24 protein-coding genes are annotated in these 24,742 nt (G+C 70.9%); 17 read left to right on the top strand and 7 right to left on the bottom strand.

From position 1 onward, the window contains the following. The first annotated feature begins 58 nt into the window (after positions 1–58). The 3 genes from ACFRFH_RS11690 to ACFRFH_RS11680 are packed head-to-tail and all read left to right on the top strand — an operon-like array spanning position 59 to position 2,177. A complete protein-coding gene (locus ACFRFH_RS11690) occupies positions 59–715 on the top strand; it encodes an ArsR/SmtB family transcription factor (RefSeq protein WP_382463169.1) in 657 nt (218 codons plus the stop codon). After that, entirely contained in the window at positions 712–1,995 is a 1,284-nt protein-coding gene (locus tag ACFRFH_RS11685) for an MFS transporter (protein ID WP_382463168.1), read from the top strand. Before ACFRFH_RS11690 ends, ACFRFH_RS11685 begins: the two co-directional genes overlap by 4 nt. Beyond that, positions 1,992–2,177 carry a hypothetical protein gene (locus ACFRFH_RS11680; RefSeq protein ID WP_382463167.1) on the top strand — a complete coding sequence of 62 codons (186 nt, stop codon included), beginning with the start codon at positions 1,992–1,994 and terminating at the stop codon, positions 2,175–2,177. The genes ACFRFH_RS11685 and ACFRFH_RS11680 overlap by 4 nt, the downstream gene beginning before the upstream one ends. A gap of 29 nt (positions 2,178–2,206) precedes the next feature. Here ACFRFH_RS11680 and ACFRFH_RS11675 read toward each other — a convergent pair whose 3' ends face one another. From ACFRFH_RS11675 to ACFRFH_RS11655, 5 genes are all read right to left on the bottom strand, one after another. After that, positions 2,207–2,473 (bottom strand): hypothetical protein, encoded by a 267-nt coding sequence (locus ACFRFH_RS11675; RefSeq protein ID WP_345839219.1) that lies wholly within the window; start codon positions 2,471–2,473, stop codon positions 2,207–2,209. Continuing rightward, positions 2,473–2,943: a GNAT family N-acetyltransferase gene (locus ACFRFH_RS11670; RefSeq protein ID WP_382463166.1), complete on the bottom strand. Its 471-nt coding sequence runs from the start codon at positions 2,941–2,943 to the stop codon at positions 2,473–2,475. Before ACFRFH_RS11670 ends, ACFRFH_RS11675 begins: the two co-directional genes overlap by 1 nt. Before the next feature lie 70 nt (positions 2,944–3,013). Continuing rightward, the gene (locus ACFRFH_RS11665) at positions 3,014–3,460 is read right to left on the bottom strand and encodes a GNAT family N-acetyltransferase (protein WP_382463165.1); all 447 of its coding nucleotides are present in this window, start codon (positions 3,458–3,460) and stop codon (positions 3,014–3,016) included. Continuing rightward, the gene (gene valS, locus ACFRFH_RS11660) at positions 3,457–6,081 is read right to left on the bottom strand and encodes a valine--tRNA ligase (protein ID WP_382463164.1); all 2,625 of its coding nucleotides are present in this window, start codon (positions 6,079–6,081) and stop codon (positions 3,457–3,459) included. The genes ACFRFH_RS11665 and valS overlap by 4 nt, the downstream gene beginning before the upstream one ends. A gap of 140 nt (positions 6,082–6,221) precedes the next feature. Next, positions 6,222–7,592 (bottom strand): MFS transporter, encoded by a 1,371-nt coding sequence (locus ACFRFH_RS11655; protein ID WP_382463163.1) that lies wholly within the window; start codon positions 7,590–7,592, stop codon positions 6,222–6,224. A gap of 46 nt (positions 7,593–7,638) precedes the next feature. On the opposite strand from ACFRFH_RS11655, the gene ACFRFH_RS11650 reads away from it, so the two are divergent. From ACFRFH_RS11650 to ndk, 5 genes are all read left to right on the top strand, one after another. Continuing rightward, positions 7,639–8,289, top strand: coding sequence for a TetR/AcrR family transcriptional regulator (locus tag ACFRFH_RS11650; RefSeq protein WP_382463162.1), 651 nt, complete (start codon positions 7,639–7,641; stop codon positions 8,287–8,289). A gap of 218 nt (positions 8,290–8,507) precedes the next feature. After that, positions 8,508–11,909: an isoleucine--tRNA ligase gene (ileS, locus tag ACFRFH_RS11645; RefSeq protein WP_382463161.1), complete on the top strand. Its 3,402-nt coding sequence runs from the start codon at positions 8,508–8,510 to the stop codon at positions 11,907–11,909. Then, entirely contained in the window at positions 11,906–13,273 is a 1,368-nt protein-coding gene (locus ACFRFH_RS11640) for a bifunctional folylpolyglutamate synthase/dihydrofolate synthase (protein ID WP_382463160.1), read from the top strand. The genes ileS and ACFRFH_RS11640 overlap by 4 nt, the downstream gene beginning before the upstream one ends. Beyond that, positions 13,270–13,656 (top strand): DUF4233 domain-containing protein, encoded by a 387-nt coding sequence (locus ACFRFH_RS11635; RefSeq protein ID WP_382463159.1) that lies wholly within the window; start codon positions 13,270–13,272, stop codon positions 13,654–13,656. The genes ACFRFH_RS11640 and ACFRFH_RS11635 overlap by 4 nt, the downstream gene beginning before the upstream one ends. Further along, the gene (gene ndk, locus ACFRFH_RS11630; RefSeq protein WP_370053072.1) at positions 13,653–14,075 is read left to right on the top strand and encodes a nucleoside-diphosphate kinase; all 423 of its coding nucleotides are present in this window, start codon (positions 13,653–13,655) and stop codon (positions 14,073–14,075) included. The genes ACFRFH_RS11635 and ndk overlap by 4 nt, the downstream gene beginning before the upstream one ends. Before the next feature lie 66 nt (positions 14,076–14,141). On the opposite strand, the gene ACFRFH_RS11625 is transcribed toward ndk, so the two are convergent. Continuing rightward, positions 14,142–14,786, bottom strand: coding sequence for a vitamin K epoxide reductase family protein (locus ACFRFH_RS11625; protein WP_382463158.1), 645 nt, complete (start codon positions 14,784–14,786; stop codon positions 14,142–14,144). A 405-nt stretch (positions 14,787–15,191) separates the two neighbouring features. Here ACFRFH_RS11625 and ACFRFH_RS11620 point away from each other — a divergent pair, with 405 nt between their 5' ends. Beyond that, complete coding sequence (locus tag ACFRFH_RS11620; RefSeq protein WP_382463157.1) at positions 15,192–17,633, top strand: Rne/Rng family ribonuclease; 2,442 nt, start codon at positions 15,192–15,194, stop codon at positions 17,631–17,633. 46 nt (positions 17,634–17,679) lie between these two features. Here ACFRFH_RS11620 and ACFRFH_RS11615 read toward each other — a convergent pair whose 3' ends face one another. Next, entirely contained in the window at positions 17,680–17,955 is a 276-nt protein-coding gene (locus ACFRFH_RS11615) for a DUF4031 domain-containing protein (protein WP_382463156.1), read from the bottom strand. Between the two features lie 257 nt (positions 17,956–18,212). Between ACFRFH_RS11615 and rplU the strand changes: the two genes are divergently transcribed. The 8 genes from rplU (at position 18,213) to ACFRFH_RS11575 (ending at position 24,734) form a co-directional block, all read left to right on the top strand. Continuing rightward, the gene (gene rplU / locus ACFRFH_RS11610; RefSeq protein WP_382463155.1) at positions 18,213–18,521 is read left to right on the top strand and encodes a 50S ribosomal protein L21; all 309 of its coding nucleotides are present in this window, start codon (positions 18,213–18,215) and stop codon (positions 18,519–18,521) included. 31 nt (positions 18,522–18,552) lie between these two features. After that, positions 18,553–18,810 (top strand): 50S ribosomal protein L27, encoded by a 258-nt coding sequence (gene rpmA / locus ACFRFH_RS11605; RefSeq protein ID WP_369963520.1) that lies wholly within the window; start codon positions 18,553–18,555, stop codon positions 18,808–18,810. Positions 18,811–18,891: 81 nt separating this feature from the next. Continuing rightward, entirely contained in the window at positions 18,892–20,460 is a 1,569-nt protein-coding gene (gene obgE / locus ACFRFH_RS11600) for a GTPase ObgE (RefSeq protein WP_382463154.1), read from the top strand. After that, the gene (proB, locus tag ACFRFH_RS11595; protein ID WP_382463153.1) at positions 20,460–21,308 is read left to right on the top strand and encodes a glutamate 5-kinase; all 849 of its coding nucleotides are present in this window, start codon (positions 20,460–20,462) and stop codon (positions 21,306–21,308) included. The genes obgE and proB overlap by 1 nt, the downstream gene beginning before the upstream one ends. 9 nt (positions 21,309–21,317) lie before the next feature. Beyond that, entirely contained in the window at positions 21,318–22,586 is a 1,269-nt protein-coding gene (locus ACFRFH_RS11590) for a glutamate-5-semialdehyde dehydrogenase (protein WP_382463152.1), read from the top strand. Between the two features lie 71 nt (positions 22,587–22,657). Next, on the top strand, positions 22,658–22,897 hold the full coding sequence (locus ACFRFH_RS11585; RefSeq protein ID WP_382463151.1) for a hypothetical protein: 240 nt from the start codon (positions 22,658–22,660) through the stop codon (positions 22,895–22,897). Positions 22,898–22,917: 20 nt separating this feature from the next. Continuing rightward, the gene (gene nadD / locus ACFRFH_RS11580; RefSeq protein ID WP_382463150.1) at positions 22,918–23,520 is read left to right on the top strand and encodes a nicotinate-nucleotide adenylyltransferase; all 603 of its coding nucleotides are present in this window, start codon (positions 22,918–22,920) and stop codon (positions 23,518–23,520) included. A gap of 143 nt (positions 23,521–23,663) precedes the next feature. Next, complete coding sequence (locus tag ACFRFH_RS11575) at positions 23,664–24,734, top strand: hypothetical protein (protein ID WP_382463149.1); 1,071 nt, start codon at positions 23,664–23,666, stop codon at positions 24,732–24,734. The last annotated feature ends 8 nt before the right edge of the window (positions 24,735–24,742 follow it).

Below are 24,742 nucleotides of genomic sequence, written 5' to 3'. Positions count from 1 at the left end.
AACGAATAATTGCAAAGAAGTGCTTGCAAAGAAGTCTTTGCATCGCTACTCTGATCTCATGTCCACCGATGACCCCACGGCTCAGAACCCGAACGCGGCCGACGAGTACGAGCCGCACTTCGAGTCCCTCGGCATGCCCGCCCTGCGCGCCCTCGCGCACCCGCTGCGCGTCGAGATCATGAACGAGCTGTCCGACTTCGGCCCGGCCACGGCCTCCATGCTGGCGGAGCGGCTGGGGGAGTCCAGCGGGGCCACCAGCTACCACCTGCGGCAGCTCGCCAAGCACGGCATCCTCGTGGAGGACGCCGAGCGCGGCAGCGGCCGCGAGCGCTGGTGGCGGATGGCGCCCGGCGGCGTCACCATCGGCGGCCCGGAGACCCTGGAGACGCCGGCCGGCCGCGAGGTCACCGAGCAGATCTCGCTGAGCTGGGCGCAGAACAACGAGCGCCGGCTCAACACCTACCTCCGCCGCGGAATCGACACCTTCGGCACGGAGTGGGTGGAGGCCGCCGCCCTGTCGACGTCGCACCTGGAGGTCACCCGCGAGCAGCTCGCCGAGTTCGGCACCGAGTACTACAAGCTGCTCAACCGCCTCAAGGAGAAGTGGAAGACCGAGCCGGCCGGCGAGCGTAAGCGCATCCAGGCGCAGTTCAACGCGTTCCCGCTGGTCGAGCAGGAGCACCGTTCGGAGAGCACAACGGAGGACCGGCCATGACCGCGCCGACGATGGCGAAGACCAGCCTCGGCGCCGGCTTCGGCCGCCTCTGGAGCGCCGCCATCGCGAGCAACCTCGCCGACGGCATCGGCCGCACCGCCGTCCCGCTGATCGCCACCACGCTGACCCACGACCCCGCGCTCATCGCCGGGCTGACCGCGGTGACCTTCCTGCCCTGGCTGCTGTTCGGCATCCCGGCCGGGATGCTGCTCGACCGCGTGGACCGCCGGGCGGCGATGGCCGTCGCCAACGCCATCCGATTCGCCGTGGCCGCAGTCGTGGCGCTGCTCATCGCCACGGACGCGCTGACCATCTGGAGCCTGTACGCCTGCGTCCTGGCCTTCGGGGTCGGTGAGACGGTGTTCGACACCGCGACCACCACGGTCACGCCGAGCATGGTGTCCCGCAGCCAGCTCGACCGCGCGAACGGGCGGCTGCAGTCCGCCGAGATCGTCGTGGAGAACTTCATCGCGACGCCGATCGCCGGCTTCCTGTTCGTCGCCGCGATCGCGCTGCCGCTCTGGCTGACCGGCGCCGGCTTCCTCATCTCCGTGCTGCTCGTCCTCACCATCCCGGCGGCGGCGGCGCGCGCGCACATGCTCGGCGAGGAGGGCGCGGCTGCGGCCCCTCGTCCGCGGATGGGCGCGGTCGTCCGCTTCCTCTGGGACGACCGCTTCCTGCGGAAGATGATCGTGCTGACCTCGATCACCGCGTCCGCGCTGGCGTTCGCGCAGGGCAGCGTCGTCCTGCTGCTGCTGAAGACGTACGCGCTGCCGCCGTCGCTGGTCGGCGTCGTGACCGCGGTGGTCGGCGCCGGCGCGCTCGTCGGCGCGTTGAGCGCCAGCGGGTTCGTGGCCCGGTTCGGCCGTGGCCGCGTGATGTACGTCGCCATGCTGCTCGGCGGCATCGGCCTCCTCGGCGTCGGGCTCACCGGCAACGTGGTGGCCGGCATCCTCGCCTACGCGCTCGGCGCCTTCGGCGTCGCGGTGTGGAACGTCCCGTGGGGCGCGCTGCGGCAGGCGATCGTGCCGGGCGCCATCCTCGGCCGCGCGATGGGGATCATCCGCACCATCGGCTGGGGACTGACCCCGATCGCCACGGTGCTCGGCGGCTTCGTCGCCCGCATCGACCTCCGCCTGCCGTTCCTCATCGGCGGCGTCGTCGTGGTGGTGCTCGCCCTGATCGCCACCCGCCTCCTGCTCAGCGCCGGCCGCTACGGCCAGGCAGCTGAGACCCCATCCCCAGAAGTTCAGTTCATCCCGGAAGGACCCGCATCATGACCGCCATCGCCCTGCCCGTGCACCGGCCGTTCAGCCACCGCGCAGCACTCCGGCTCGGTCGCGCCCTCACCGCGTGGGGGATGCGCCAGCCGGCCCACCACAACCGTCACGCCGAGCTCGTCGCGACCGTCGAGCAGACCCGCGACCGGGCCGCGCGCACGCTGCCGCAGCTCCCGCGCTGACCCGCTGACAACACTGACCCGCCGGCCCGCTACGCCTCGTCGTAGTCCGAGGGCTCGGTCTCGACCACCTGCGTGATCGTGGCCGAGTCCTCGTGCGCGTTGTAGCGGATGATCGTGCCGTCGTCGAGCTCGACGACCGGGTTGCCCTCCAGCCAGGTCAGCGTCCAGCGCCAGCCCGCGGTCTCGATGTCGGTCGCGGCCAGCTCCTCCTCGACGGTGGAGACGGCGTAGGTCACGACCTCCGGGAGGTTCGCCGGCGGGGTCTCGCCCACGGCCCAGCGGGTTCCGAGCTGCATCAGGCGGTCTCGGCGTTCTGGGCGGCGGCGAGGTCGATCTCGTAGGTGACCCACGCGGTCCTGCTCGCGACGGAGTCGTAGACGCGCTGGGCGTCGGCGTTGTCGGTCGCGGTGATCCACTGCACGACGCCGAGGCGGCGCTCCTCCGCGAGGGCGCGGACGGCCGCGATGAGCTGGTGGCCGACGCCCTTGCTGCGCTCGTCCTCCAGCACGTAGAGGTCGTCGAGGAAGAGCCCGCGGTCGCCTTCCAGCGGCCGGGCGAACTCGCGCACGTTGGCGAGGCCGACGATGCGGTCGCCGTCCACGGCGACGAAGCCCTGCTCCTCGTGGTCGGGGTCGCTGAGCCAGGACCACAGGACGAGCGCCCTCTGGTCGGTCAGCTCGGTGTCGTAGAACTCCGCGTATTTCGCGTACAGGTCCAACCAGGCGAAGAAGTCGCCATCCTTGACCGGCCGAACTACCGTCGACATCAGCCCCTCCGTTCGCCTTGCTCCCCGGCTCGAGAGTCCGGGAGTCGTATCGACCCTATCGCGGACCCGTTCAGGGAACGAGGTCGTAGGTGACCCACTTCGTCTTCTCCGCCATCCGATCGTAGAGGCGGCGGGCCGTCTGGTTGTCCTTCGCGGTGATCCAGCGCACGACCGAGAGGCCGCGCTCCTGGGCCAGGCCGCGGAGCTTCTCGAGGAGTGCGGTGCCCGCACCTTCGCCGCGCGCGTCCGGGAGGACGAACAGGTCGTCGAGGTAGAGACCCGTGCTGCCGTCGAGCGGGCGGGCGAACTCGCGCACATGCGCCAGGCCGATCGGGGTGCCCTCGGCGTCGACCGCGAAGTAGGCCTCGAGGCTGTGCTCGGGGTCGGTGATCCAGCTCCACACGAGGAGGGCCTTCTCGTCTGTCACGGGCGTCTCGTAGAACTCGCCGTACCCGGCGTAGAGGTCGAGCCAGGTGAAGAACTCGTTGTCCTCCACGCGCCGAACGTCAGCCGTCATCGTTCCTCCTCGCTCAGCGTCTGCGCAAGGAGGATATCGGTCACTTCGAGCGTGTCGGCGGCTACGAAACGCAGTTCTGCGATTCTGCCCACCGAAGCGAGGTCGGCGGAGGCCGACTCGATGGCCGCCAGCTCGCCGGCCGGGGCGCCGATGACGGCCGAGTCGACGGGGGTGCGCTGGGAGGCCTTGGCGGCGGTCTTGGCGCCGCGGATGCCGGTGAGGGCGCGGCCGACGACGGTGAGGACGGCGCGGGCGTCGGCCCAGTCCCCGTTATCTCCGGCCCCGGCGACCTCTGCGGCCTGCGGCCAGGGCGCGAGGTGCACGGACCCGGCCTCCGACCAGCTCCACGCCTCCTCGGACGCGAACGGCAACACCGGCGCGAACAGGCGCAGGAACGCGGACAGCGCCGTGCGGAGGGCCACCACCGCGGAGACCTGACCGGCGTTGTGCTCGCCGTACGCGCGCTCCTTGACCAGCTCCAGGTAGTCGTCGCAGAACGTCCAGAAGAACGTCTCGGCCGTCTCCAGGGCGCGGGCGTGGTCGTAGTTCTCGAGCGCGGTGGTGGCGTCGGTCACCACGTCGGCGAGCTGCTGCAGCATGCTGCGGTCGAGCGGCGCGGTCACCTGGGCGAGGTCGAGCGAGGTCGGGGCGTCGAAGCCGTGGATGAACTTCGCCGCGTTGAGCAGCTTGATCGCCAGGCGGCGGCCGATCTTGATCTGGGTCGGGTTCTGCGGGTCGAAGGACGCGTCGGTGCCGAGGCGCGACGACGCCGCCCAGTAGCGCACCGCGTCCGAGCCGTGCTTCTCCAGGATGTCGGCCGGCGTGACGACGTTGCCCTTGGACTTCGACATCTTCTTGCGGTCGGGGTCCACGATGAACCCGGAGATCGCGGCGTTGGACCAGGGCGCGACGCCGTGCTCGAGCTGCGAGCGGAGCACCGTCGAGAACAGCCAGGTGCGGATGATGTCCTGGCCCTGCGGGCGCAGGTCGAACGGGTAGACCGTCTGGAAGAGCTCCGGGTCGTCCACCCAGCCGCCCGCGAGCTGCGGGGTGAGCGAGGAGGTCATCCAGGTGTCCATCACGTCGTGCTCGCCGACGAAGCCGCCGGCCTGGCCGCGCTGCGACTCCTGGAACCCGGGCGCCGCGTCGGAGGACGGGTCGACGGGGAGGCTGTCCTCCGCCGGCAGGATCGGCTGGTCGAACAGCGGGTTGCCCACGCCGTCGAGCGGATACCAGACCGGGATCGGGACGCCGAAGAAGCGCTGGCGCGAGATGAGCCAGTCGCCGGTGAGGCCGTTGACCCAGTTCTCGTAGCGGACACGCATGAAGTCGGGGTGCCAGTCGAGGCTGCGGCCGAGCTCGATCAGGCGCTCGCGCAGCTTCTCGTCGCGGGCGCCGTTCTTGACGTACCACTGGCGGGTCGAGACGATCTCGAGCGGCTTGTCGCCCTTCTCGAAGAACTTGACCGGGTGCTGGATGGGCTTCGGCTCGCCGACCAGGTCGCCGGAGGCGCGCAGCAGCTCCACGACGGCCTGCTTGGCCGAGAACACGGTCTTGCCGGCGAGCTGCGCGTACGCCTCGCGGCCCTCGTGGCTCTCGATCGCCGCGGGCGGCTCGGTCTGGATGCGGCCGTCGAAGCCGATGATCGCGCGGTTCGGGAGGTCGAGCTCGCGCCACCAGGTCACGTCGGTGATGTCGCCGAAGGTGCAGATCATGGCGATGCCGGTGCCCTTGTCGGGCTGGGCCAGGTGGTGGGCGACCACGGGCACGTCGACGCCGAACACGGGGGTGCGCACCGTCGTGCCGAACAGCGGCTGGTAGCGCTCGTCGTCCGGGTGCGCCACGAGCGCCACGCAGGCGGGCAGCAGCTCGGGCCGGGTGGTCTCGATGTAGATGGGACCGTCGGCGCCGTGGAAGCCGACACGGTGGTACGCGCTCGGCTGCTCGCGGTCCTCCAGCTCGGCCTGGGCGACCGCGGTGCGGAAGGTGATGTCCCACAGCGTCGGAGCGAGCGCCTGGTAGGCCTCGCCGCGGGCCACGTTGCGGACGAAGGCGAGCTGCGAGGTGTGCAGCGCCTCCCGGCCGATGGTCCGGTAGGTCTGCGCCCAGTCGACGGAGAGGCCGAGCGTGCGCCAGAGCGCCTCGAACTGCTTCTCGTCCTCCACGGTCAGCCGTTCGCACAGCTCGATGAAGTTGCGGCGCGAGATCGGCTTCTGGTCGGCCGCCTTGGAGCTCTTGTTGTCGCCGCCCTCGAACGGCGGCACGAAGTCCGCCTCGTAGGGGAGCGACGGGTCGCAGCGCACGCCGTAGTAGTTCTGGACGCGCCGCTCGGTGGGCAGGCCGTTGTCGTCCCAGCCCATCGGGTAGAAGACGCGCTTGCCGCGCATGCGCTGGTAGCGCGCCACGATGTCGGTGTGCGTGTAGCTGAACACATGGCCGATGTGGAGCGAGCCGGAGGCCGTGGGCGGCGGGGTGTCGATCGAGTAGATCGCGTCGCGGCCGGCAGCGATGGCGCCGTCCCGATCGAACTCGAAGGTGCCGTCCTGCTGCCATCTGGCGCCCCAGGCGGCTTCCAGGCCCTCGAGTGCTGGCTTGTCGGGCACGGGGTTCGCGGCGGTCATGGCTCTCCGATTCGATATGTGCGGCACCGCGTCAGGGGTGCCTACTTGGCGGCACCCAACATCGGTACCCGCCCCCCCCCGAGGCGCACGTCGTTGTCACTTTCGCCCCCTAAAAGTGACAACGACGTGCCCCTCGAGGGTCAGGCTGCCGCGGAGGCCTCGACGGCTTCGACGGTCTGGGCGTCGGTGGTGCCCTCGTCGACGATGGGCCGGCGGCGGGCGGCCGCCCAGGCGGCGACCAGCGTGATGACCGACATGACCGCGAGCACGATTCCGGGGTGCCACCACGCGTTGTGGACGGCCTGGCCGAAGACGAAGGTCAGCGCGGGAACGAACGAGGTGACCAGCGCGGCCACGCTGTAGGCGACCGAGAGCGCGCTGTAGCGGATCGGGCCGGGGAACAGGTCCGACATCAGGCCACCGAGGCCGGCCCACGACAGGGTGGGCAGGATGCCGCCGATGATCATGCTGCCCACGAGCACGCCGAACGACGCGCTCTGCAGCAGGAAGTACATCGGGAACGCGACGATGAGCGTGCCGATCGCGCCGATGGCGACGACGCGCGCCGAGCCGATCTTCGCGGCCCACAGGCCGAACAGCGGGATCGTGACAAGCTGGAGCAGCCCGCCGATCGTGGTCGCCACAAGCAGGTCCTGGAACTTGAACCCGAGCACGGCGGTGCCGTAGTCGACCATGTAGGTGTTCATCAGCGAGTACGAGCCGATGCCGAGCACGGCCGCGCCGATCGCGATGACGAACGCGACGGGGGCCTTGGTGAAGACGTCGAGGACCGGGAAGCGGTCACGCCGGCCGGTCTCCACGAGCTTGCGGAACACCGGGGTCTCGTCGATCGACCAGCGCAGGTAGAGCGAGACCAGCAGCAGCGGGAACGCCGTGAGGAACGGGATGCGCCAGCCCCACGAGGCGATGTCGGCCGGCGACATGGTCAGCGTCAGCACGATGAAGACCACGGCGCTGAGGATCGAGCCGACCGGGGAGCCGAGCTGGGGGAGCGCGGCGTAGAAGCCGCGGCGCTTCGGGTTGGCGTACTCGGTCGCCAGCAGGATGGAGCCGCCCCACTCGCCGCCGAGCGACAGTCCCTGCACGAGGCGCAGGGCGATGAGGGCCACGCCGCCGAACCAGCCTGCGGCCGCATAGGTCGGCAGGAGGCCGACGAGGCCGGTGGAGATTCCCATCAGCAGGATCGTCATCAGGAGCACGGGCCGGCGGCCGATGCGGTCGCCCAGGTGGCCGAGGATCACGGCGCCGACGGGGCGGATCACGAAGCCGGCCGCGATCGCCAGGAAGGCGGTGAGGACCTGTCCGAAAGCGCCGAGCGGGGCGAAGAACAGCGGGCCGACGAAGAAGGCGGCGAAGTACGCGTAGAGGTAGAAGTCGTACGATTCGAGGGAGGTCCCGACGAACGATGCGATGGCGACGCGGCGAGCGGTGCCCGGCGTGATGCCCGGGCGATCGGTCTCGCTGACGGCGAGCGTGGGGGTGGAGGTCACTGGTGTCCTTCTGACGGGGGTATTTGAACCGGGTCCAATATTAGGCGTGAGGAGACAACGCATCGTGACACCGCGGCATTCCGACGGCCAGGGCGCCCCCGGATCCGGCCGGCCCCGCGCCTCTTCGCGCGGCATGCTGGCCGAGGCGGCGGGCGAGCTGTTCCTGGAGCAGACCTACGCCGGGACGACCGTCGACGACATCGCGAGGCGCGCCGGGGTGAGCCGCGCGACCTTCTTCAACTACTTCTCCGCCAAGAGCGACCTGCTCTGGCTGGAGGTGGACGAGTCGCTGGCCGCGTTCCCCGCCATGCTCGCCGCGGCGGGCGACGATGTGGAGCCGATGGCGGCCGTGCTCGCCGCGGTCCTGCGCCTGGCCGACGGCTTCGGCCCGGAGCGGCTGCCGCTCGCGGTGACCCAGGTGGAGCTGATGGGCACCGACGCCGAGTTGCAGGCGTCCGCCCTCCCGCGCTTCCTCTCGGTCGTGCGCCAGGTGGCGGTCGCGATCGCCCGGAGGTCGGGCGACGACGCGGACGGCCTGCTGCCACGGGCGGCGGCCACGGCGGTCGTCGGCGCGGCGGTCGCCGCCGCGGGCGTCTGGGCGCGCGCCGGTGTGGGCCGCGGCCCGCTGACCCCGGTGGTGCGCGACGCCGTCGAGCCGGTCTGCGCGGGCTTCGCGGCGGCGCTCGCGACCGGATAGAATGGTGCGAACGACGTCGACCCGGCTATCACCGGCGAGTCTTCGGAAGAACGGCGGGCCCTCGCCCGCTCAGTAGAACCGAACGGGGCAGGCCCGTCACAGCCGCGGAACGAGAGGCTTCATCCGGCGCCGCAGGCGGAGGGGGCAAGCGGGGTGGTACCGCGACGGGCGTGCGAGCGCCCGGCGTCCTCGTGCAGATCACGACTGCCAGGAGAGAGATGCCGTACCCCAAGTCCGCACCGGACGGTGCGCCCGAGCCCACGGGACCCGACGCTGCACAGCGCCGTCCCCAGGACGTCACGCCGTCCCCGGTCTTCCCGGAGATCGAGACCGACGTCCTCGCCTTCTGGGCGGAGGACGGCACCTTCCGCGCCTCGGTGGAGAACCGCGAGGGCGCGCCGGAGTGGGTCTTCTACGACGGCCCGCCGTTCGCCAACGGCCTCCCGCACTACGGCCACCTGCTGACCGGCTACGCCAAGGACGTCTTCCCGCGCTTCCAGACGATGCGCGGCAAGAAGGTCGAGCGCCGGTTCGGTTGGGACACGCACGGACTCCCGGCCGAGCTGGAGGCGGAGCGGCAGCTCGGCATCACCGACAAGAGCCAGATCGAGGAGATGGGCCTCGCCGCCTTCAACCAGGCTGCGAAGGACTCCGTGCTGCGCTACACCCGCGAGTGGCAGGAGTACGTCACCCGCCAGGCGCGCTGGGTCGACTTCGACAACGACTACAAGACGCTCGACACCCCCTACATGGAGTCCGTGATCTGGGCGTTCAAGCAGCTCCACGAGAAGGGGCTCGCCTACGAGGGCCACCGCGTCCTGCCCTACTGCTGGCGCGACCAGACCCCGCTGTCCAACCACGAGCTGCGCATGGACGACGACGTCTACAAGATGCGCCAGGATCAGACGGTCACCGTGACCTTCCCGCTGACCGGCGCCAAGGCGGAGGCCCTCGGTCTCACGGGCGTGCGTGCCCTGGCCTGGACGACGACGCCGTGGACCCTGCCGACGAACCTGGCGCTCGTCGTCGGGCCGGACATCGAGTACGCCGTCGTCCCCGCCGGCCCCAACGGCGCGGCGGATGTGCACGGACGCGCGAGCGGCCGGCACAGCGCCGGGCTGCGGGAGGAGGACTCGCTGAGCGGCGAGTACCTGCTGGCGGTCGACCTCGTCGGCAACTACGCGAAGGACCTCGGCTACGGCTCCCCGGAGGCCGCGCGCGAGGCGGTCAGCCGTACGGTCCGCGGCCGCGAGCTGGAGGGCGTCACCTACGACCGGCTCTGGGACTACTACGCCGACACCGAGAAGTTCGGCACGCAGAACGCCTGGCAGATCCTCGTCGACGACTACGTCACCACCGAGGACGGCACCGGCATCGTCCACCAGGCCCCCGCTTACGGCGAGGACGACCAGCGCGTCTGCGAGGCCGCCGGCATCCCCGTGATCATCTCGGTGGACGACGGCGCGCGGTTCCTCGCCGACGTGCAGGACGTCGCCGGCCTCCAGGTCTTCGAGGCGAACAAGCCGCTCACCACGCTGCTGCGCGAGGACGGCCGGCTGCTGCGCCAGGCGAGCTACGAGCACTCGTACCCGCACTGCTGGCGCTGCCGCAACCCGCTGATCTACAAGGCGGTGTCGAGCTGGTTCGTGCGCGTCACCGAGTTCCGCGACCGGATGGTCGAGCTCAACCAGGGCATCAACTGGGTGCCCGAGAACGTCAAGGACGGCCAGTTCGGCAAGTGGCTCGCCGGCGCCCGCGACTGGTCCGTCTCGCGCAACCGTTACTTCGGCTCGCCGATCCCGGTCTGGAAGAGCGACGACCCGGAGTTCCCGCGCGTCGACGTGTACGGCTCGCTGGAGGAGCTGGAGCGCGACTTCGGCCGGCTGCCGGTCAACGCCGCGGGCGAGCCCGACCTGCACCGCCCGTTCATCGACGAGCTGACCCGGCCGAACCCGGACGACCCGTCCGGACGCTCGACCATGCGCCGCATCCCGGACGTGCTCGACGTCTGGTTCGACTCCGGCTCGATGCCGTTCGCGCAGGTGCACTACCCGTTCGAGAACCACGACTGGTTCGACAGCCACAACCCGGCCGACTTCATCGTGGAGTACATCGGGCAGACCCGCGGCTGGTTCTACCTGCTGCACACGCTGGGCACCGCCCTGTTCGACCGCCCCGCGTTCACGAACGTGATCTCGCACGGCATCGTGCTCGGCAGCGACGGCCAGAAGATGTCCAAGTCGCTGCGCAACTACCCGGACGTCAACGAGGTCTTCGACCGCGACGGCTCCGACGCGATGCGCTGGTTCCTGATGTCGAGCCCCGTGCTGCGCGGCGGCAACCTCATCGTCACCGAGGAGGGCATCCGCGAGGGCGTCCGCCAGGTCCTGCTGCCGCTCTGGAGCACCTGGTACTTCTTCTCGCTCTACGCCAACGCGGCGGGCTACGAGGCGACGCGATCGACGGCGTCCACCGACGTGCTCGACCGCTACCTGCTCGCCAAGACCCGCGACCTGGTGGAGGCCGTGACCGCCGACCTGGAGGGCCTCGACTCGACGCTCGCCTCGGCCAAGCTGCGCGACTTCGCCGACGTGCTCACCAACTGGTACGTGCGCCGTTCGCGCGACCGGTTCTGGACCGGCGTGGCCGAGGACGGCTCGGGCGCCGAGGCGTTCGACACCCTCTACACGGTGCTGGAGACCCTGACCCGGGTCGCCGCCCCGCTGCTCCCACTGGTCAGCGAGCGCATCTGGAAGGGCCTCACCGGCGGCCGCAGCGTGCACCTGACCGACTGGCCGGAGGCGGACGAGTTCCCGGCCGACGACGCGCTCGTCGACGCGATGGACCGCATCCGTGCGATCAGCTCGACCGTGCTCTCGCTGCGCAAGCAGTCCGGCCGCCGCGTGCGACTGCCGCTCGCGTCGCTGACCGTGGTCGCGGCCGGCGCGGACGCCCTGCGACCGTTCGAGGGCATCCTCCGCGACGAGCTCAACGTCAAGGCAGTGGAGCTGGTGGAGCTGGCCGACGACAGCGCGGACGCCTACGGCATCACCAGCAGGCTGACCGTGAACGCCCGCGCCGCCGGACCGCGGCTCGGCAAGCAGGTGCAGCAGGTCATCCAGGCCGCGCGCGCCGGCGACTGGTCGGAGCACGACGGAGTCGTTACCGTGGGCGGCGTGGAGCTGGTCGAGGGCGAGTACGAGCTGGTCCTGGAGACCGCTCAGGCCGACGACGAGGCCACCTCGGCGCTGGCGCTGCTGCCCGGCGGCGGCTTCGTCCTGCTCGACACGGCCACGACGCCGGAGCTGGAGGCCGAGGGCCTGGCCCGCGACGTCATCCGCGCCGTGCAGGACACCCGCAAGGCGGCCGGGTTCGACGTGAGCGACCGGATCGAGCTGAGCGTCGCGTTCGAGCACGACGACGACGTGGCGGCCATCGCGCTCGCGGGCGAAGCCGTCGACATCGCGGCCGAGACCCTGGCGCTGGAGTTCGAGTTCGTCTCGGCGGGCGAGCGCTCCGCCGACGGCCGCGACGACTTCAGCAAGGACTTCGCCGCAGGACTGTACGCGAACGCGGGCCGCTTCACGGTCGGCGTGACGAAGGTCGAGGTGACCCGATGACCGACGACGACGAGCTGCGCGAAGACGCCGAGGCCGTCTACCAGGCCCTCCTCGCCCGCGTCGGCGAGGGCGCCCCCGAGCGGCGCCTCGACGCCACCCGCCGTGCCGTGGAGCTGCTGGGCGACCCGCAGCGGGCCTACCCGATCATCCACATCACCGGGACGAACGGGAAGACCTCGACCAGCCGGATCGCCGAGAGCATCCTGCGCGCCTACGGCCTGCGCACCGGCCTGCTGACCAGCCCGCACTTGGTGCGCTTCAACGAGCGGATCATGATCGACGGCGTGCCGATCTCCGACGAGGCCCTGGTGAGCAACTGGGAGGACGTCCGTCCGTACCTGGAGATCGTCGACGCCGAGCTGCAGGAGCAGGGCAAGGCGCCGCTGACCTTCTTCGAGGCGCTCACCGCCCTGGCGTTCGCCGCCTTCGCCGACGCCCCGGTCGACGTCGCCGTGATCGAGGTCGGCATGGGCGGCGAGTGGGACTCCACCAACGTCGGCGACGGCCAGGTGGCGGTCTTCACGCCCATCTCGCTCGACCACACCAAGCAGCTCGGCGGCACTGTGCGCGAGATCGCGCGCACGAAGTCGGGCATCATCAAGCCGTCCGCCGACGTCGTGACCTCGGCGCAGGCCCCGGAGGCCATGACCGAGCTGGAGGAGGCCGCCCGGCTCACCGAGTCGACTCTCGCGGCCCAGCCGCAGGCCTTCGACGTGGTGAGCACGCAGGTCGCCGTCGGCGGCCAGCTCGTCACCGTGCGCGGCCGTGCGGCCACCTACGAGGACGTCTTCCTCCCGATGTACGGCGACCACCAGGCGCAGAACGCCGCGGTGGCGGTCGCGGCGGTCGAGACCTTCCTCGGCCGCGGCACCCAGCCGCTGAAGTCCGACCTGGTGGAGGAGGGCTTCGCCACCTCGACCTCGCCCGGCCGTCTCCAGCTCATCGGGGTCGAGCCGACCATCCTGGTCGACGCCGCCCACAACCCGGCGGGCGCCGCGACTCTCGCCGACGCCCTGCGCCGGTACTTCGACTTCGACGAGCTGGCCTTCGTGGTCGGCAGCCTGGGCGACAAGGACGCCCGCGGCGTCATCCGCGCCCTCGCCCCGGTCGCGTCGCAGTTCTTCGTCACGGAGCCCGCGTCCGACCGCGCCCTGCCCGCCGACGACCTCGGCGACATCGTGCGCGACGAGGCCGGGGACGAGGCGACGATCGTCTACAGCGACGGCCTCGACGCACTGGAGGCCGCCCGCGAGTGGGCGGGCGAGGAGCCGCGCCGCGCCGTGGTCGTCACCGGGTCCATCGTGCTGGTCGGCGCCGCGATGGCGTACGCCGACGAGCAGGGCTGGAAGGACGCGACCGCGTGAGCGACGCCAAGCAGCCGCGCGCACGCCGGCAGCGCTCCCTGCGCGAGAGCCTCGGCTCGATCGTGCTCGGCTTCGAGCTGATCGTGGTCTTCCTCGGCGCGCTCGTGCTCTTCGGGCTGAACGCCCTGCCGGCCTGGGCCGCGCTCGGTGGGGGAGCGCTCGTCGTCGTGCTGATGATCGCGGCCATCGGGCTGATGCGGAACCGCATCGGCGTCGTCCTCGGCTGGATCGTCCAGCTGCTCGTTGTCGCCGCCGGTTTCCTCCAGCCTGCTTTCTTCATCGTGGGGGCGATCTTCACGGCCATGTGGACCTACTGCATGATCGTCGCCTCCCGCATCGACCGGAACAACACCGACCGGAACAACCGAACGGAGACCAGATGACCACCGCCGTCGAAGAGACCCTCGTCCTCGTCAAGCCCGACGGAGTCGCCCGCAACCTCACGGGCGAGATCCTGCGCCGCATCGAGGCCAAGGGCTACTCGCTCGTCGACCTGCGCATGCTGCAGGCCGACCGCGAGCTGCTCGCGAAGCACTACGCCGAGCACGAGGGCAAGCCCTTCTACGAGCCGCTCGTCGAGTTCATGGAGTCCGGGCCCGTCGTCGCCCTGCGCGTCGCGGGCAACCGCGTGATCGAGGGCTTCCGCTCGCTCGCCGGCGCGACCGACCCGACCACCGCGCTGCCGGGCACGATCCGCGGCGACCTGGCCCGCGACTGGGGCCTGAAGGTGCAGCAGAACCTGGTGCACGGCTCCGACTCGCCCGAGTCGGCGCAGCGCGAGCTCGCGCTCTGGTTCGACTGAGCACGCTCCGAACGAGAAACGGCTCCCGACCTCATGGTCGGGAGCCGTTCTGCATGTCCCGGCGGATCAGACGAACGCGCGGTGGATCCAGTCGAGCTGGATCTGCGCCAGCACCGCCACGATCGCGTAGCTGACGATCGTGATGAGCGGCACCCAGCTGTAGAGCGTGCCGAAGAACCGGCGTGCACGCTCGGGCACGGGGATGTGCCCCTCCTTGAGGTTGTAGAGCGTCACCGCCCAGAAGGTCGGGATGGTGACCGTCCAGGTGACCATGCACCACGGGCAGAGCACGTTGAGGACGGTCAGCGACTCGGTGATGAGGAAGATCACCAGCACCAGGGCGAGCACGACGCCGACGTTGAAGGCGATCCAGTACCAGCGGGCGAAGCGCCCCGCGGCGAACAGGCCGACGCCGACCGCGATGGTCGCCGTCCAGCCGGCGAGGCCGAGCAGCGGGTTCGGGAAGCCGAGGAGCGAACCCTGCCACGAGTTCAGGTTCTTGCTGCAGCCGACGAGCACGTTGAAGTTGCAGGAGAGCTGGGCGTTCGCGTTCTCGAGCAGGTGGAACTTGTCCTCCGTCAGCATGAACGCGGCCCAGAAGCCGATGGCCCCTGCGACGATCAGGAAGATCGCGAGCGCGGTCGGGCGGCGGTACTCCGCGGGAGCGGGATCGGTCGTCTGGTCGGCGGTCGCGGTCTTCGAGGCAGGCACAGTCGGATTATGGCATGACGCGGCGCGCCCGTTCTGTGAACGCGGGTTGCGCCGGTCCACGGCCCTCGACATGCGATAATCATTGGATACGTCGTCCCGGCAGCATGCCGGCCGACGCGAACAGAAGGCTTGAGGGCGCCAGGTGCGCCCGAATGAAAGGCCGGCCATGCAGGCCGGCACAAGACAACGGAGAGCCGGACGCAGGTGCCACGAGCACCGGCATTCCGAGCCAGGATTACGGCAGGCGCCGCGGCGCCTCCGACGGAGAGTACCCGGCGAGCGGGTTGCCGCCACCGGTCGAGGAGTGCACCAGCGATGGTGGAAAACGAGAATATCGACAGCACGAACAGCAACGATCAGGGAACGGGAGGGCGCAGGCGCCGTGGTATCTTCGGCAGCAGACGCGTGACGCGTCCTGCCGGGACCGCCGAAACGCCGGTGTTCGCCGGTGAGAGCGAGATCGCCGAGCAGGAGGTCGTCGCGGAGCAGGTCGACACTGCCGACGAGTCCGCCGCGACCGAGGCGACGACAGCGGCCGTGCCCGCGGCGGAGTCCGTGGTCGACGTCGCGACGCTCGCCGCCGACGGCGTCGAGCCCCCCGCCCTGCCCGAGCGCCACGGCGATGAGCCGGAGGCGGCAGGCCCCGTCATCCCCGGCCTGCCGCCGACAACGCTGCTGTTCCAGGCCCCTGACGTCCTGCCGCTGCCCCCGCTCCCGGACGAGGAGGCGACCGGCACCATGCGCCGCCGCTCGCGCCGCCGCGCGGGCGAGAACGGCCGCACCGAGGCGAACGACCCGGCGAACACCGTCGTCAAGGTCCGCACCCCGCGCGAGCCGGAGCTCATCACCGAGCCGCAGAAGGTCAAGGGCTCGACCCGCCTGGAGGCGAAGAAGCAGCGCCGCCGCGACGGCCGCGACGCCGGACGCCGCCGCCCGGTCATCACCGAGGCGGAGTTCCTGGCGCGCCGCGAGTCCGTCGACCGGCAGATGGTCGTCCGCTCGAAGGGCGGCCGCATCCAGATCGGCGTGCTCGAGGACAAGGTCCTGGTCGAGCACTACGTCGCCCGGTCGCAGGAGGCCTCCCTCATCGGCAACGTCTATCTCGGCCGCGTGCAGAACGTGCTGCCGAGCATGGAGGCGGCCTTCGTCGACATCGGCCGCGGCCGCAACGCCGTGCTGTACTCCGGCGAGGTCGACTGGGACGCCGTGGAGACCGGCAACCAGCCGCGTCGCATCGAGCTCGCCCTCAAGGCGGGCGACCGCGTGCTGGTCCAGGTCACCAAGGACCCGGTCGGCCACAAGGGCGCGCGCCTGACCAGCCAGATCTCGCTGCCCGGCCGCTACCTCGTGTACGTGCCGAACGGCTCCATGAACGGGATCAGCCGCAAGCTGCCGGACACCGAGCGCTCGCGCCTGAAGAAGATCCTCAAGGAGGTGCTCCCCGAGAGCGCCGGCGTCATCGTGCGCACGGCCGCCGAGGGCGCCACCGAGGAGCAGCTCACGCTCGACGTCACCCGCCTGACGGCGCAGTGGGCGGACATCAGCCGCCAGGTCGAGACGCAGCAGGCGCCCGCGCTCCTGCACAGCGAGCCCGACCTGCTCATCAAGATCATCCGCGACGTCTTCAACGAGGACTTCCAGAAGCTGGTCATCGCCGGCGATGACGCGCGCCAGACGATCGAGAGCTACCTGCGCCAGGTCGCGCCCGACCTGATCGACCGTGTGGAGGAGTACGCCGGCGACCGCGACGCGTTCGACGAGCACCGCATCACCGAGCAGATCGAGAAGGCGCTCGAGCGCAAGGTCTGGCTGCCCTCCGGCGGCTCGCTGGTCATCGACCGCACGGAGGCCATGACCGTGGTCGACGTCAACACCGGCAAGTTCGTCGGCTCCGGCGGCAACCTGGAGGAGACGGTCACCAAGAACAACCTGGAGGCCGCGGAGGAGATCGTCCGCCAGCTCCGGCTGCGCGACATCGGCGGCATCATCGTCGTCGACTTCATCGACATGGTGCTGGAGTCGAACCGCGACCTGGTGCTGCGCCGCCTCATCGAGTGCCTGAGCCGCGACCGGACCAAGCACCAGGTGGCGGAGGTCACGTCGCTCGGTCTCGTCCAGATGACGCGCAAGAAGCTCGGCCTCGGCCTGCTGGAGACCTTCAGCGAGGCCTGCGAGGTCTGCGCCGGCCGCGGTGTCATCGTGCACCACGACCCGGTCGTGAAGCACCGCCAGCCGCAGCAGCAGCAGCCGCAGAGCGAGCGCCGTCGCGGCCGCGGCGGCAACGGGAACGGCAACGGCGGCGGTCAGCAGCAGCCCAGCGTGCAGCACACCACCGGAACGCACGCGATCACGGACGACGCCAAGAACGCGCTCGCCCAGATCGCGGCCTCGACCATCCACCCGCACGCCGAGGGCCAGCCGCACCCGGAGGGCCAGCCGCACCCGGAGGGGGAGGCCGCCCCGGCGGCCGAGGCCGCGCCCGCCGCCGAGGCGCCCGCCACGGACGCCGCGCCCAAGAAGCGCCGCCGCAAGGGCAAGGGCCCGCGCGACGAGCAGCGTCAGGCCGAGGCCCCGGTCGCCCAGACTTCCGCAGCGGAGCCTCCCGCAGCGGCGCAGGGCGACGAGCACCCGCACCTGGACTTCCCGATGATCGAGCTTCCCGAGCCGACCGCTCCGGCCGCGCACGCGCCGGTCGCGCGGGCGGTGGAGACCGAGCTGCTGCTCGACTCCGTGCTGGACTCCCTCCCGCACCCGAAGGCGCAGGGCCAGGGTCGCAGCCGCGGCCGCCGCGCGAGCACGGCCGTCATCACCGGCGGCCAGATCGCCGGGGACAAGCACGAAGACTGACAAGCCCGAGGACTGATCCGCCTCCCGTGCGCCGTCGCCGACCCGGTCAGTGACGGCGCACGCGGTCGCGCGCCCGCACGCGCAGGCCGCTGGCGATGAGCCGGGCGACCAGCTCCTTGCCGCCGACCGCCACCGCTCCCGCCGCCACGAGCTCGTCGTAGCGGCGGTCCGGCACGTCGTAGTGGTCGAGGTCGAACGCGCGCGCCGGGATCTCCGCCGCGGCGGCGAACGCGTGCAGCTCGTCCAGCGACGAGTCGCTGACCAGATGCGACCACAACATGCCGTGGGCGGGCCATGCCGGGGGATCGATCAGGACCGTCATACAATGATTGTAGGAACCGGTCCCGTCCAGGGTTCCGGTCGGTCTCGACGCCCCCTCGCTGAATTGACGGGTCGTGTGGCGTCGGGTAAAGTTGACCGTTGGTGTGTGCCGGTAGCCCGGTACACCTCCACGGTTTTCTGAGAGCCACCCGCCGCCATCGACGGGGATGTGCTCGCCAGTAACTCCCTGAACAAACAAGAGCAGGACAGGTCCACGGCCACGCCGGGAACTGATCCCCGACGAAAAGGTACGTGAAAGTGGTTTACGCAGTTGTGCGCGCCGGTGGCCGGCAGGAGAAGGTCGAGGTCGGCACCATCGTGACGATGGACCGCATCAAGGCCGACAAGGACGGCAACGTCGAGTTGGCCGCTGTCCTGCTCGTCGACGGTGACAAGATCACCTCCGACGCGAAGTCCCTCGCCAAGGTGAAGGTGACCGCCGAGGTCCTCGACGACCTGCGCGGCCCGAAGATCGTCATCCAGAAGTTCAAGAACAAGACCGGCTACAAGAAGCGCCAGGGCCACCGTCAGGAGCTCACGCGCGTCAAGATCACCGGCATCAAGTAGCCGACAGAGAACCTCTCGAGGAGAAGAAGACATGGCACACAAAAAGGGCGCGAGTTCCACTCGCAACGGTCGTGACTCGAACGCGCAGCGCCTCGGCGTGAAGCGCTTCGGCGGCCAGACCGTCAACGCCGGCGAGATCCTGGTCCGCCAGCGCGGCACGCACTTCCACCCGGGCGCCAACGTCGGCCGCGGTGGCGACGACACGCTGTTCGCCCTGGAGGCCGGCGCGGTCGAGTTCGGCACCAAGGGCGGCCGCAAGGTCGTCAACATCGTGGCCGTCGAGGCCTGAGCCTCACCCCACGACAGCACTTCACGGATGGGCGGGCTTCGGCCCGCCCATCCGTCGTTTCACCGATCTAGAGGAGCACCCATGGCCACGTTCGTGGACCGCGTGACATTGCATCTGCGCGCGGGCAACGGCGGAAACGGGTGTGTCTCGGTCCGCCGCGAGAAGTTCAAGCCGCTCGCCGGCCCCGACGGCGGCAACGGCGGCAACGGCGGCGACATCGTGCTCGTGGCCGACCCCCAGGTCACCACCCTGCTCGGCTACCACCGCGCACCGCACCGCTCCAGCGACAACGGCGGCTTCGGGATGGGCGACCACCGCAGCGGCTACACCGGCGTCGAGCTGGAGCTGCCCGTCCCGGTCGGCACCGTGGTCAAGTCGCCCGACGGCGAGGAACTCGTCGACCTCACCGAGCCTGGCATGCGCTTCGTCGTCGCCGCCGGCGGTCTCGGCGGACTCGGCAACGCCGCGCTGGCCACCACCAAGCGCAAGGCGCCCGGGTTCGCGCTGCTCGGCACGCCCGGCTGGGAGGGCGACGTCCTCCTGGAGCTGAAGACGGTCGCCGACGTCGCGCTCGTCGGCTACCCGTCCGCGGGCAAGTCCAGCCTGATCGCCGCGCTGTCGGCGGCCAAGCCGAAGATCGCGGACTACCCGTTCACCACGCTGCACCCGAACCTGGGCGTCGTGCAGGCCGGCGACGTGCGCTACACCGTCGCCGACGTCCCCGGCCTCATCGAGGGCGCGAGCGAGGGCCGTGGCCTCGGCCTGGAGTTCCTGCGCCACGTCGAGCGCTGCTCCGCCCTGCTGCACGTCCTCGACTGCGCCACGCTCGAGCCCGGCCGCGACCCGCTGAGCGACCTGGAGGTCATCCTCGGCGAGCTCGGCGCCTATCCCGTGCCCGAGGGCCAGGTGCCGCTCCTGGAGCGCCCGCAGCTCATCGCGCTCAACAAGATCGACGTCCCGGAGGGCCGGGAGCTGGCCGACTTCGTCCGTCCGGACCTGGAGGCGCGCGGCTACCGCGTGTTCGAGATCTCCAGCGTCAGCCACGAGGGTCTGCGCGCGCTGTCGTTCGCGCTGGCCGAGCAGGTCGAGGAGGCCCGCGCCGCCGAGGCCGCCGAAGCGGAGATCCGCCCCCGGATCGTCATCCGCCCGAAGGCCGTGGACGACTCCGGCTTCACCGTCAAGGTCGAGGGCGGCTCGGACGGCCCCGTGTACCGCATCCTCGGCGCGAAGCCGGAGCGCTGGGTCGCCCAGACCGACTTCGCCAACGACGAGGCCGTCGGCTACCTGGCCGACCGGCTCGCCAAGCTGGGCGTCGAGGACCGGCTGTTCACCGCGGGCGCCGTCGCCGGCTCCACGGTCGTGATCGGCCGGAACAACGGCGTGGTGTTCGACTGGGAGCCCACGTTGACCTCGACGGCCGAGCTGATCGCCTCGCCGCGTGGCACGGACGTGCGCATCGACGCGAGCGCGCGCCCCACCCGCAACCAGCGCCGCGAGGAGTACTTCGAGCGGATGGACGGCAAGGCCGAGGCCCGCGCCGAGCTCCTCCGCGAGAAGGAGGCCGGCCTCTGGCAGGACGACGACTACGACGACTACGACGGCCAGGACTCCGGCTCCCGGGGTGAGGCGGAAGGCGGGACGGGCAGGTAATGACGATCGACGAGCGCGCCCAGGTCCCCACCGCACGACGGATCGTCGTCAAGGTCGGCTCGTCGTCGATCAGCGGCGACAACGCGGGGCAGATCGTCCCGCTCGTCGACGCCCTCGCCGAGGCCCACGGCCGCGGCTCGCAGGTCATCCTGGTGTCCTCGGGCGCGATCGCCACCGGACTGCCGTACCTCGCGCTGGACGGCCGGCCCACCGACCTGGCCACCCAGCAGGCGGCGGCCGCCGTCGGCCAGAACGTGCTCATCTACCGGTACCAGGACAGCCTGGACCGCTACGAGATCGTGGCGGGGCAGGTGCTGCTCACCGCGGGGGACATGGAGAACCCGACCCACCGCAGCAACGCCAAGCGCGCGATGGAGCGGCTGCTCGACCTGCGCATCCTGCCCATCGTCAACGAGAACGACACCGTGGCCACGCATGAGATCCGGTTCGGCGACAACGACCGGCTCGCCGCGCTGGTGGCGCTGCTGGTGGAGGCCGACCTCCTCGTGCTGCTCTCGGACGTCGACGCGCTCTACACCAAGCCGCCGCAGGAGCCGGGCGCCGAGCGCATCGGGCACGTCGGCTGGCAGGACGAGCTCGAGGGCGTCGAGATCGGCTCCACCGGCCTGTCCGGGGTCGGCACCGGGGGAGCGCTGACCAAGGTGTCGGCCGCGCGTCAGGCCGCAGAGCGCGGGACGGCCGTCATCCTCACGGCGACGACCCTGGTGGCCGAGGCGCTGCGCGGCGAGACCGTCGGCACCTGGTTCGCGCCGGCGCCGAGTTCCGACGCCGTGGCGGCCTCTGCGCCGGCCCCCGACTCCGAGGCCGCGCAGCCCGCCACCGCTTAGACTTGGGGCATGTCCTCGACCGTCGCCGCCTCCACCTCGCTCGCAGACCGTCTGAGTGCGGCCAAGGCCGCGTCGCTGCCGCTGGCGACCGCGACGACCGAGCAGAAGAACGCGGCGCTGCGCGCGATCGCCGACGGCGTCGTCGCGGCCGGGCAGGCCATCCTGGCCGCCAACGAGCTCGACCTCGCCAACGGTCGTGAGAACGGGCTCTCCGCCGGCCTGCTCGACCGGCTCACCTTGACCCCGGCCCGGCTCCAGAGCCTCGCCGACGCGGTGCTGGAGGTCGTCGGGCTCACCGACCCGGTCGGCCAGGTGGTGCGCGGCAGCGACCTCCCGAACGGCGTGAAGATCGCCCAGACCCGCGTGCCGTTCGGTGTGGTCGGCGCGATCTACGAGGCCAGGCCGAACGTCACCATCGACATCGCGTCGCTCGCGATCAAGAGCGGCAACGCCGTCGTCCTGCGCGGCGGCACCGCGGCGCTGAACACGAACGCTGTGCTCGTGGAGGTGGTCCGCGACGCGCTCGCGAGCGCCGGCCTCCCCGCCGACGCCGCGCAGACCATCGACGCGTTCGGCCGCGACGGCGCGAACGAGCTGATGCGCGCCCGCGGCCTGGTCGACGTGCTGATCCCGCGGGGGAGTGCCGACCTCATCCAGGCCGTCGTCACCCAGTCGAGCGTCCCGGTGATCGAGACCGGCGCCGGCGTCGTCCACATCGTGCTCGACGAGAGCGCGCGCGAGGACTGGGCGGTGGACATCGTCCGCAACGCCAAGGTCCAGCGTCCCAGTGTCTGCAACGCGGTGGAGACCCTGCTGGTGCACCGGAACGCCGCGGAGCGCCTGCTGCCTGCCGTGCTCGGCGCCCTCGCGGAGGCCGGCGTCACGATCCACGCCGACGAGACCGCGCTGCCGTACGCGCCGGGCGGCGTCCCCGTCACCGACGAGGACTACGCGACGGAGCACATGAGCCTGGACATCTCGGTGCGCGTCGTGGACGACCTCGACGCCGCGATCGCGCACATCCGCCGCTACTCCACGCAGCACACCGAGGCGATCGTCACCAACGACCTCGGCAACGCCGACCGCTTCCTCGCTGAGGTCGACTCGGCGGTCGTCATGGTCAACGCCTCCACCCGGTTCACCGACGGCGGCGAGTTCGGCTTCGGAGCGGAGGTCGGCATCTCCACGCAGAAGCTGCACGCGCGCGGCCCGATGGGGCTGCCGGAGCTGACGAGCACGAAGTGGATCGTGCGCGGGTCCGGCCAGATCCGCGGCTGAACGACCGCTAGACTGAGGAACGGCCTCGCGCCACCGCGCCTTCACCACAGCGCCCGAAAGGAACACCACCGATGTCCCAGTTGACGACCATCATCGCCGCGGCCGCGGAGACCCACGTCGCGCTGCCCATTCCCACCTGGGCCTACGGCACGATCGCGATCGTCACCTTCCTGTGCCTGCTCGGTGTCATGTTCAGCTTCCGCGACGTGGCCAACCGCCACGCGCACCGCTCGGCGCCCGACGCCGCGTCGCACGCCGCAGCCCCCGGCGCCACCCACCACGGCACCGGTCACCCGACCCAGGGGCACTGAGACCTCACCGACCCCCACACATGGAGCTGACCGAGAAGAGTCGTCCACGCATCGGCGTGATGGGCGGCACGTTCGATCCGATCCACCACGGCCACCTGGTCGCCGCGAGCGAGGTCGCGCAGTCGTTCGACCTCGACGAGGTCGTCTTCGTGCCCACCGGCCAACCGTGGCAGAAGGGCGAGGTCACGACCGCCGAGCACCGCTATCTGATGACGGTGATCGCGACGGCCTCCAACCCGCGGTTCACCGTCAGCCGGGTCGACGTCGACCGCGTCGGGCCCACCTACACGATCGACACCCTCCGCGATCTGCGCAAGGAGCGACCGGACGCGGAGTTCTTCTTCATCACCGGCGCGGACGCGATCGCACAGATCCTGAGCTGGCGCGATTTCGACGAGCTGTGGAAGCTCGCGCACTTCGTTGCTGTGAGTCGCCCGGGACACGACCTCAATATTTCTGGATTGCCGAAACAGGACGTAAGCTTGTTGGAAGTTCCGGCCCTGGCGATCTCGTCCACCGACTGCCGGAGCCGGGTGAGCAGGGGATTCCCCGTCTGGTACCTCGTCCCCGACGGGGTGGTCCAGTACATCTCCAAACATCACTTGTATCGGAGCGTGGAATGACGTCATGGCCTGAACAGCCAGCGGAAGCGAGCCAGCCGCCGCAGACACGGCGACAGGCCAGAGAGAGTGAGCGTACAGCGGCACGTCAAGCGTCGCGCCGTGCGGGCACCTCCGAGGCGACCCCGGCGGGGGAGATCCCCGAGATGTCGTCGACCCCCGGTGCGTCCGACGCTCAGACCGCGGATGAGGAGCAGGCTCCCGCCATCCCCGCCTCGGCGTTCGCCGAGCCCGGCGTCTCCTCCGGCGGCAGCTTCGACAACCTCCTGTTCAGCGCCCCACAGCGTCCGGCCGCCGACCCCAGCGCCGACGCGGCGTCGTTCGACCTGTTCCGGCAGGCGCCGGACCCGTCCAAGCCCGAGCCGGTCACGCAGCCGATGTCCGTGCTGCCCGGGTCCGCGTCGGCCCCGGTCCGCGCCACCTCGCAGGAGTTCACCACCGCTGCGTCCGCGGCGTCGGACGACGAGTCCGACCCGACCGGCGAGCGCACGCTCACCCGCCGCGAGCTGCGGGCGATGCTCCAGGCGCAGGCGGCGAACCAGGCGAGCCACTCGCCGGCCATCGCCGAGCCGATCATTCCCGTGACGTTCACCGACGAGGCGGCCCCTGTTGCTGCGACGCAGCAGGCCGACACCGCGGTGACGTCCTCTCCTGCATCTGTGTTCACCGGCTTCGGCTCGCAGGCTGCTTCCGCCGCCGTGCCCGCCGAGGCGGAGGACGTCTCCGCCCAGGAGCGCCGTCCGTTCACCCCGCCGACCGGTCACTGGTCGACGGCGGCCGAGCTGGAGGACGGCTCCGAGCCGATCACCTCCCGCAACGTCGGCCACTCGACGGCGGCCACCACGACCAACGCGCTCATCCTCCCGTCGCTGCCCCAGGCGGACGCGACCGGCCCGTTGACCAGCACCGGGGAGATCCTCGTCACCGGTTCGATCGACCTCCCGCGCACGCTGGGGGCGACCGGTGCGCACGACCGCATCGACTCCTCGGACATCGACCGGCTGCTGGACAGCGAGGAGAACGAGTTCAACACCTCCGAGGTCGCGCCGGTGCGCGCGTCGCGCGCGATCAGCACGCACACGTCGACGCGCGGGGTGATCGCCCCGCCGCGGAAGCGCGGCAACGCCCTCCCCGTCGTTCTCATGGTGACCGCGGGTGTTCTCGCCGTCGGCGTGATCGGCCTGCTGATCGCGGCGTACGTGCTCCACGTCTTCTGATGACCCGC

The sequence above is a fragment of the Leifsonia sp. NPDC056824 genome (assembly GCF_042789575.1).
Classification (GTDB): Bacteria; Actinomycetota; Actinomycetes; order Actinomycetales; family Microbacteriaceae; genus Leifsonia.
The sequence above is the reverse complement of the archived record's forward strand: the minus strand, read 5'-3'. Positions and strand labels throughout refer to the sequence as shown.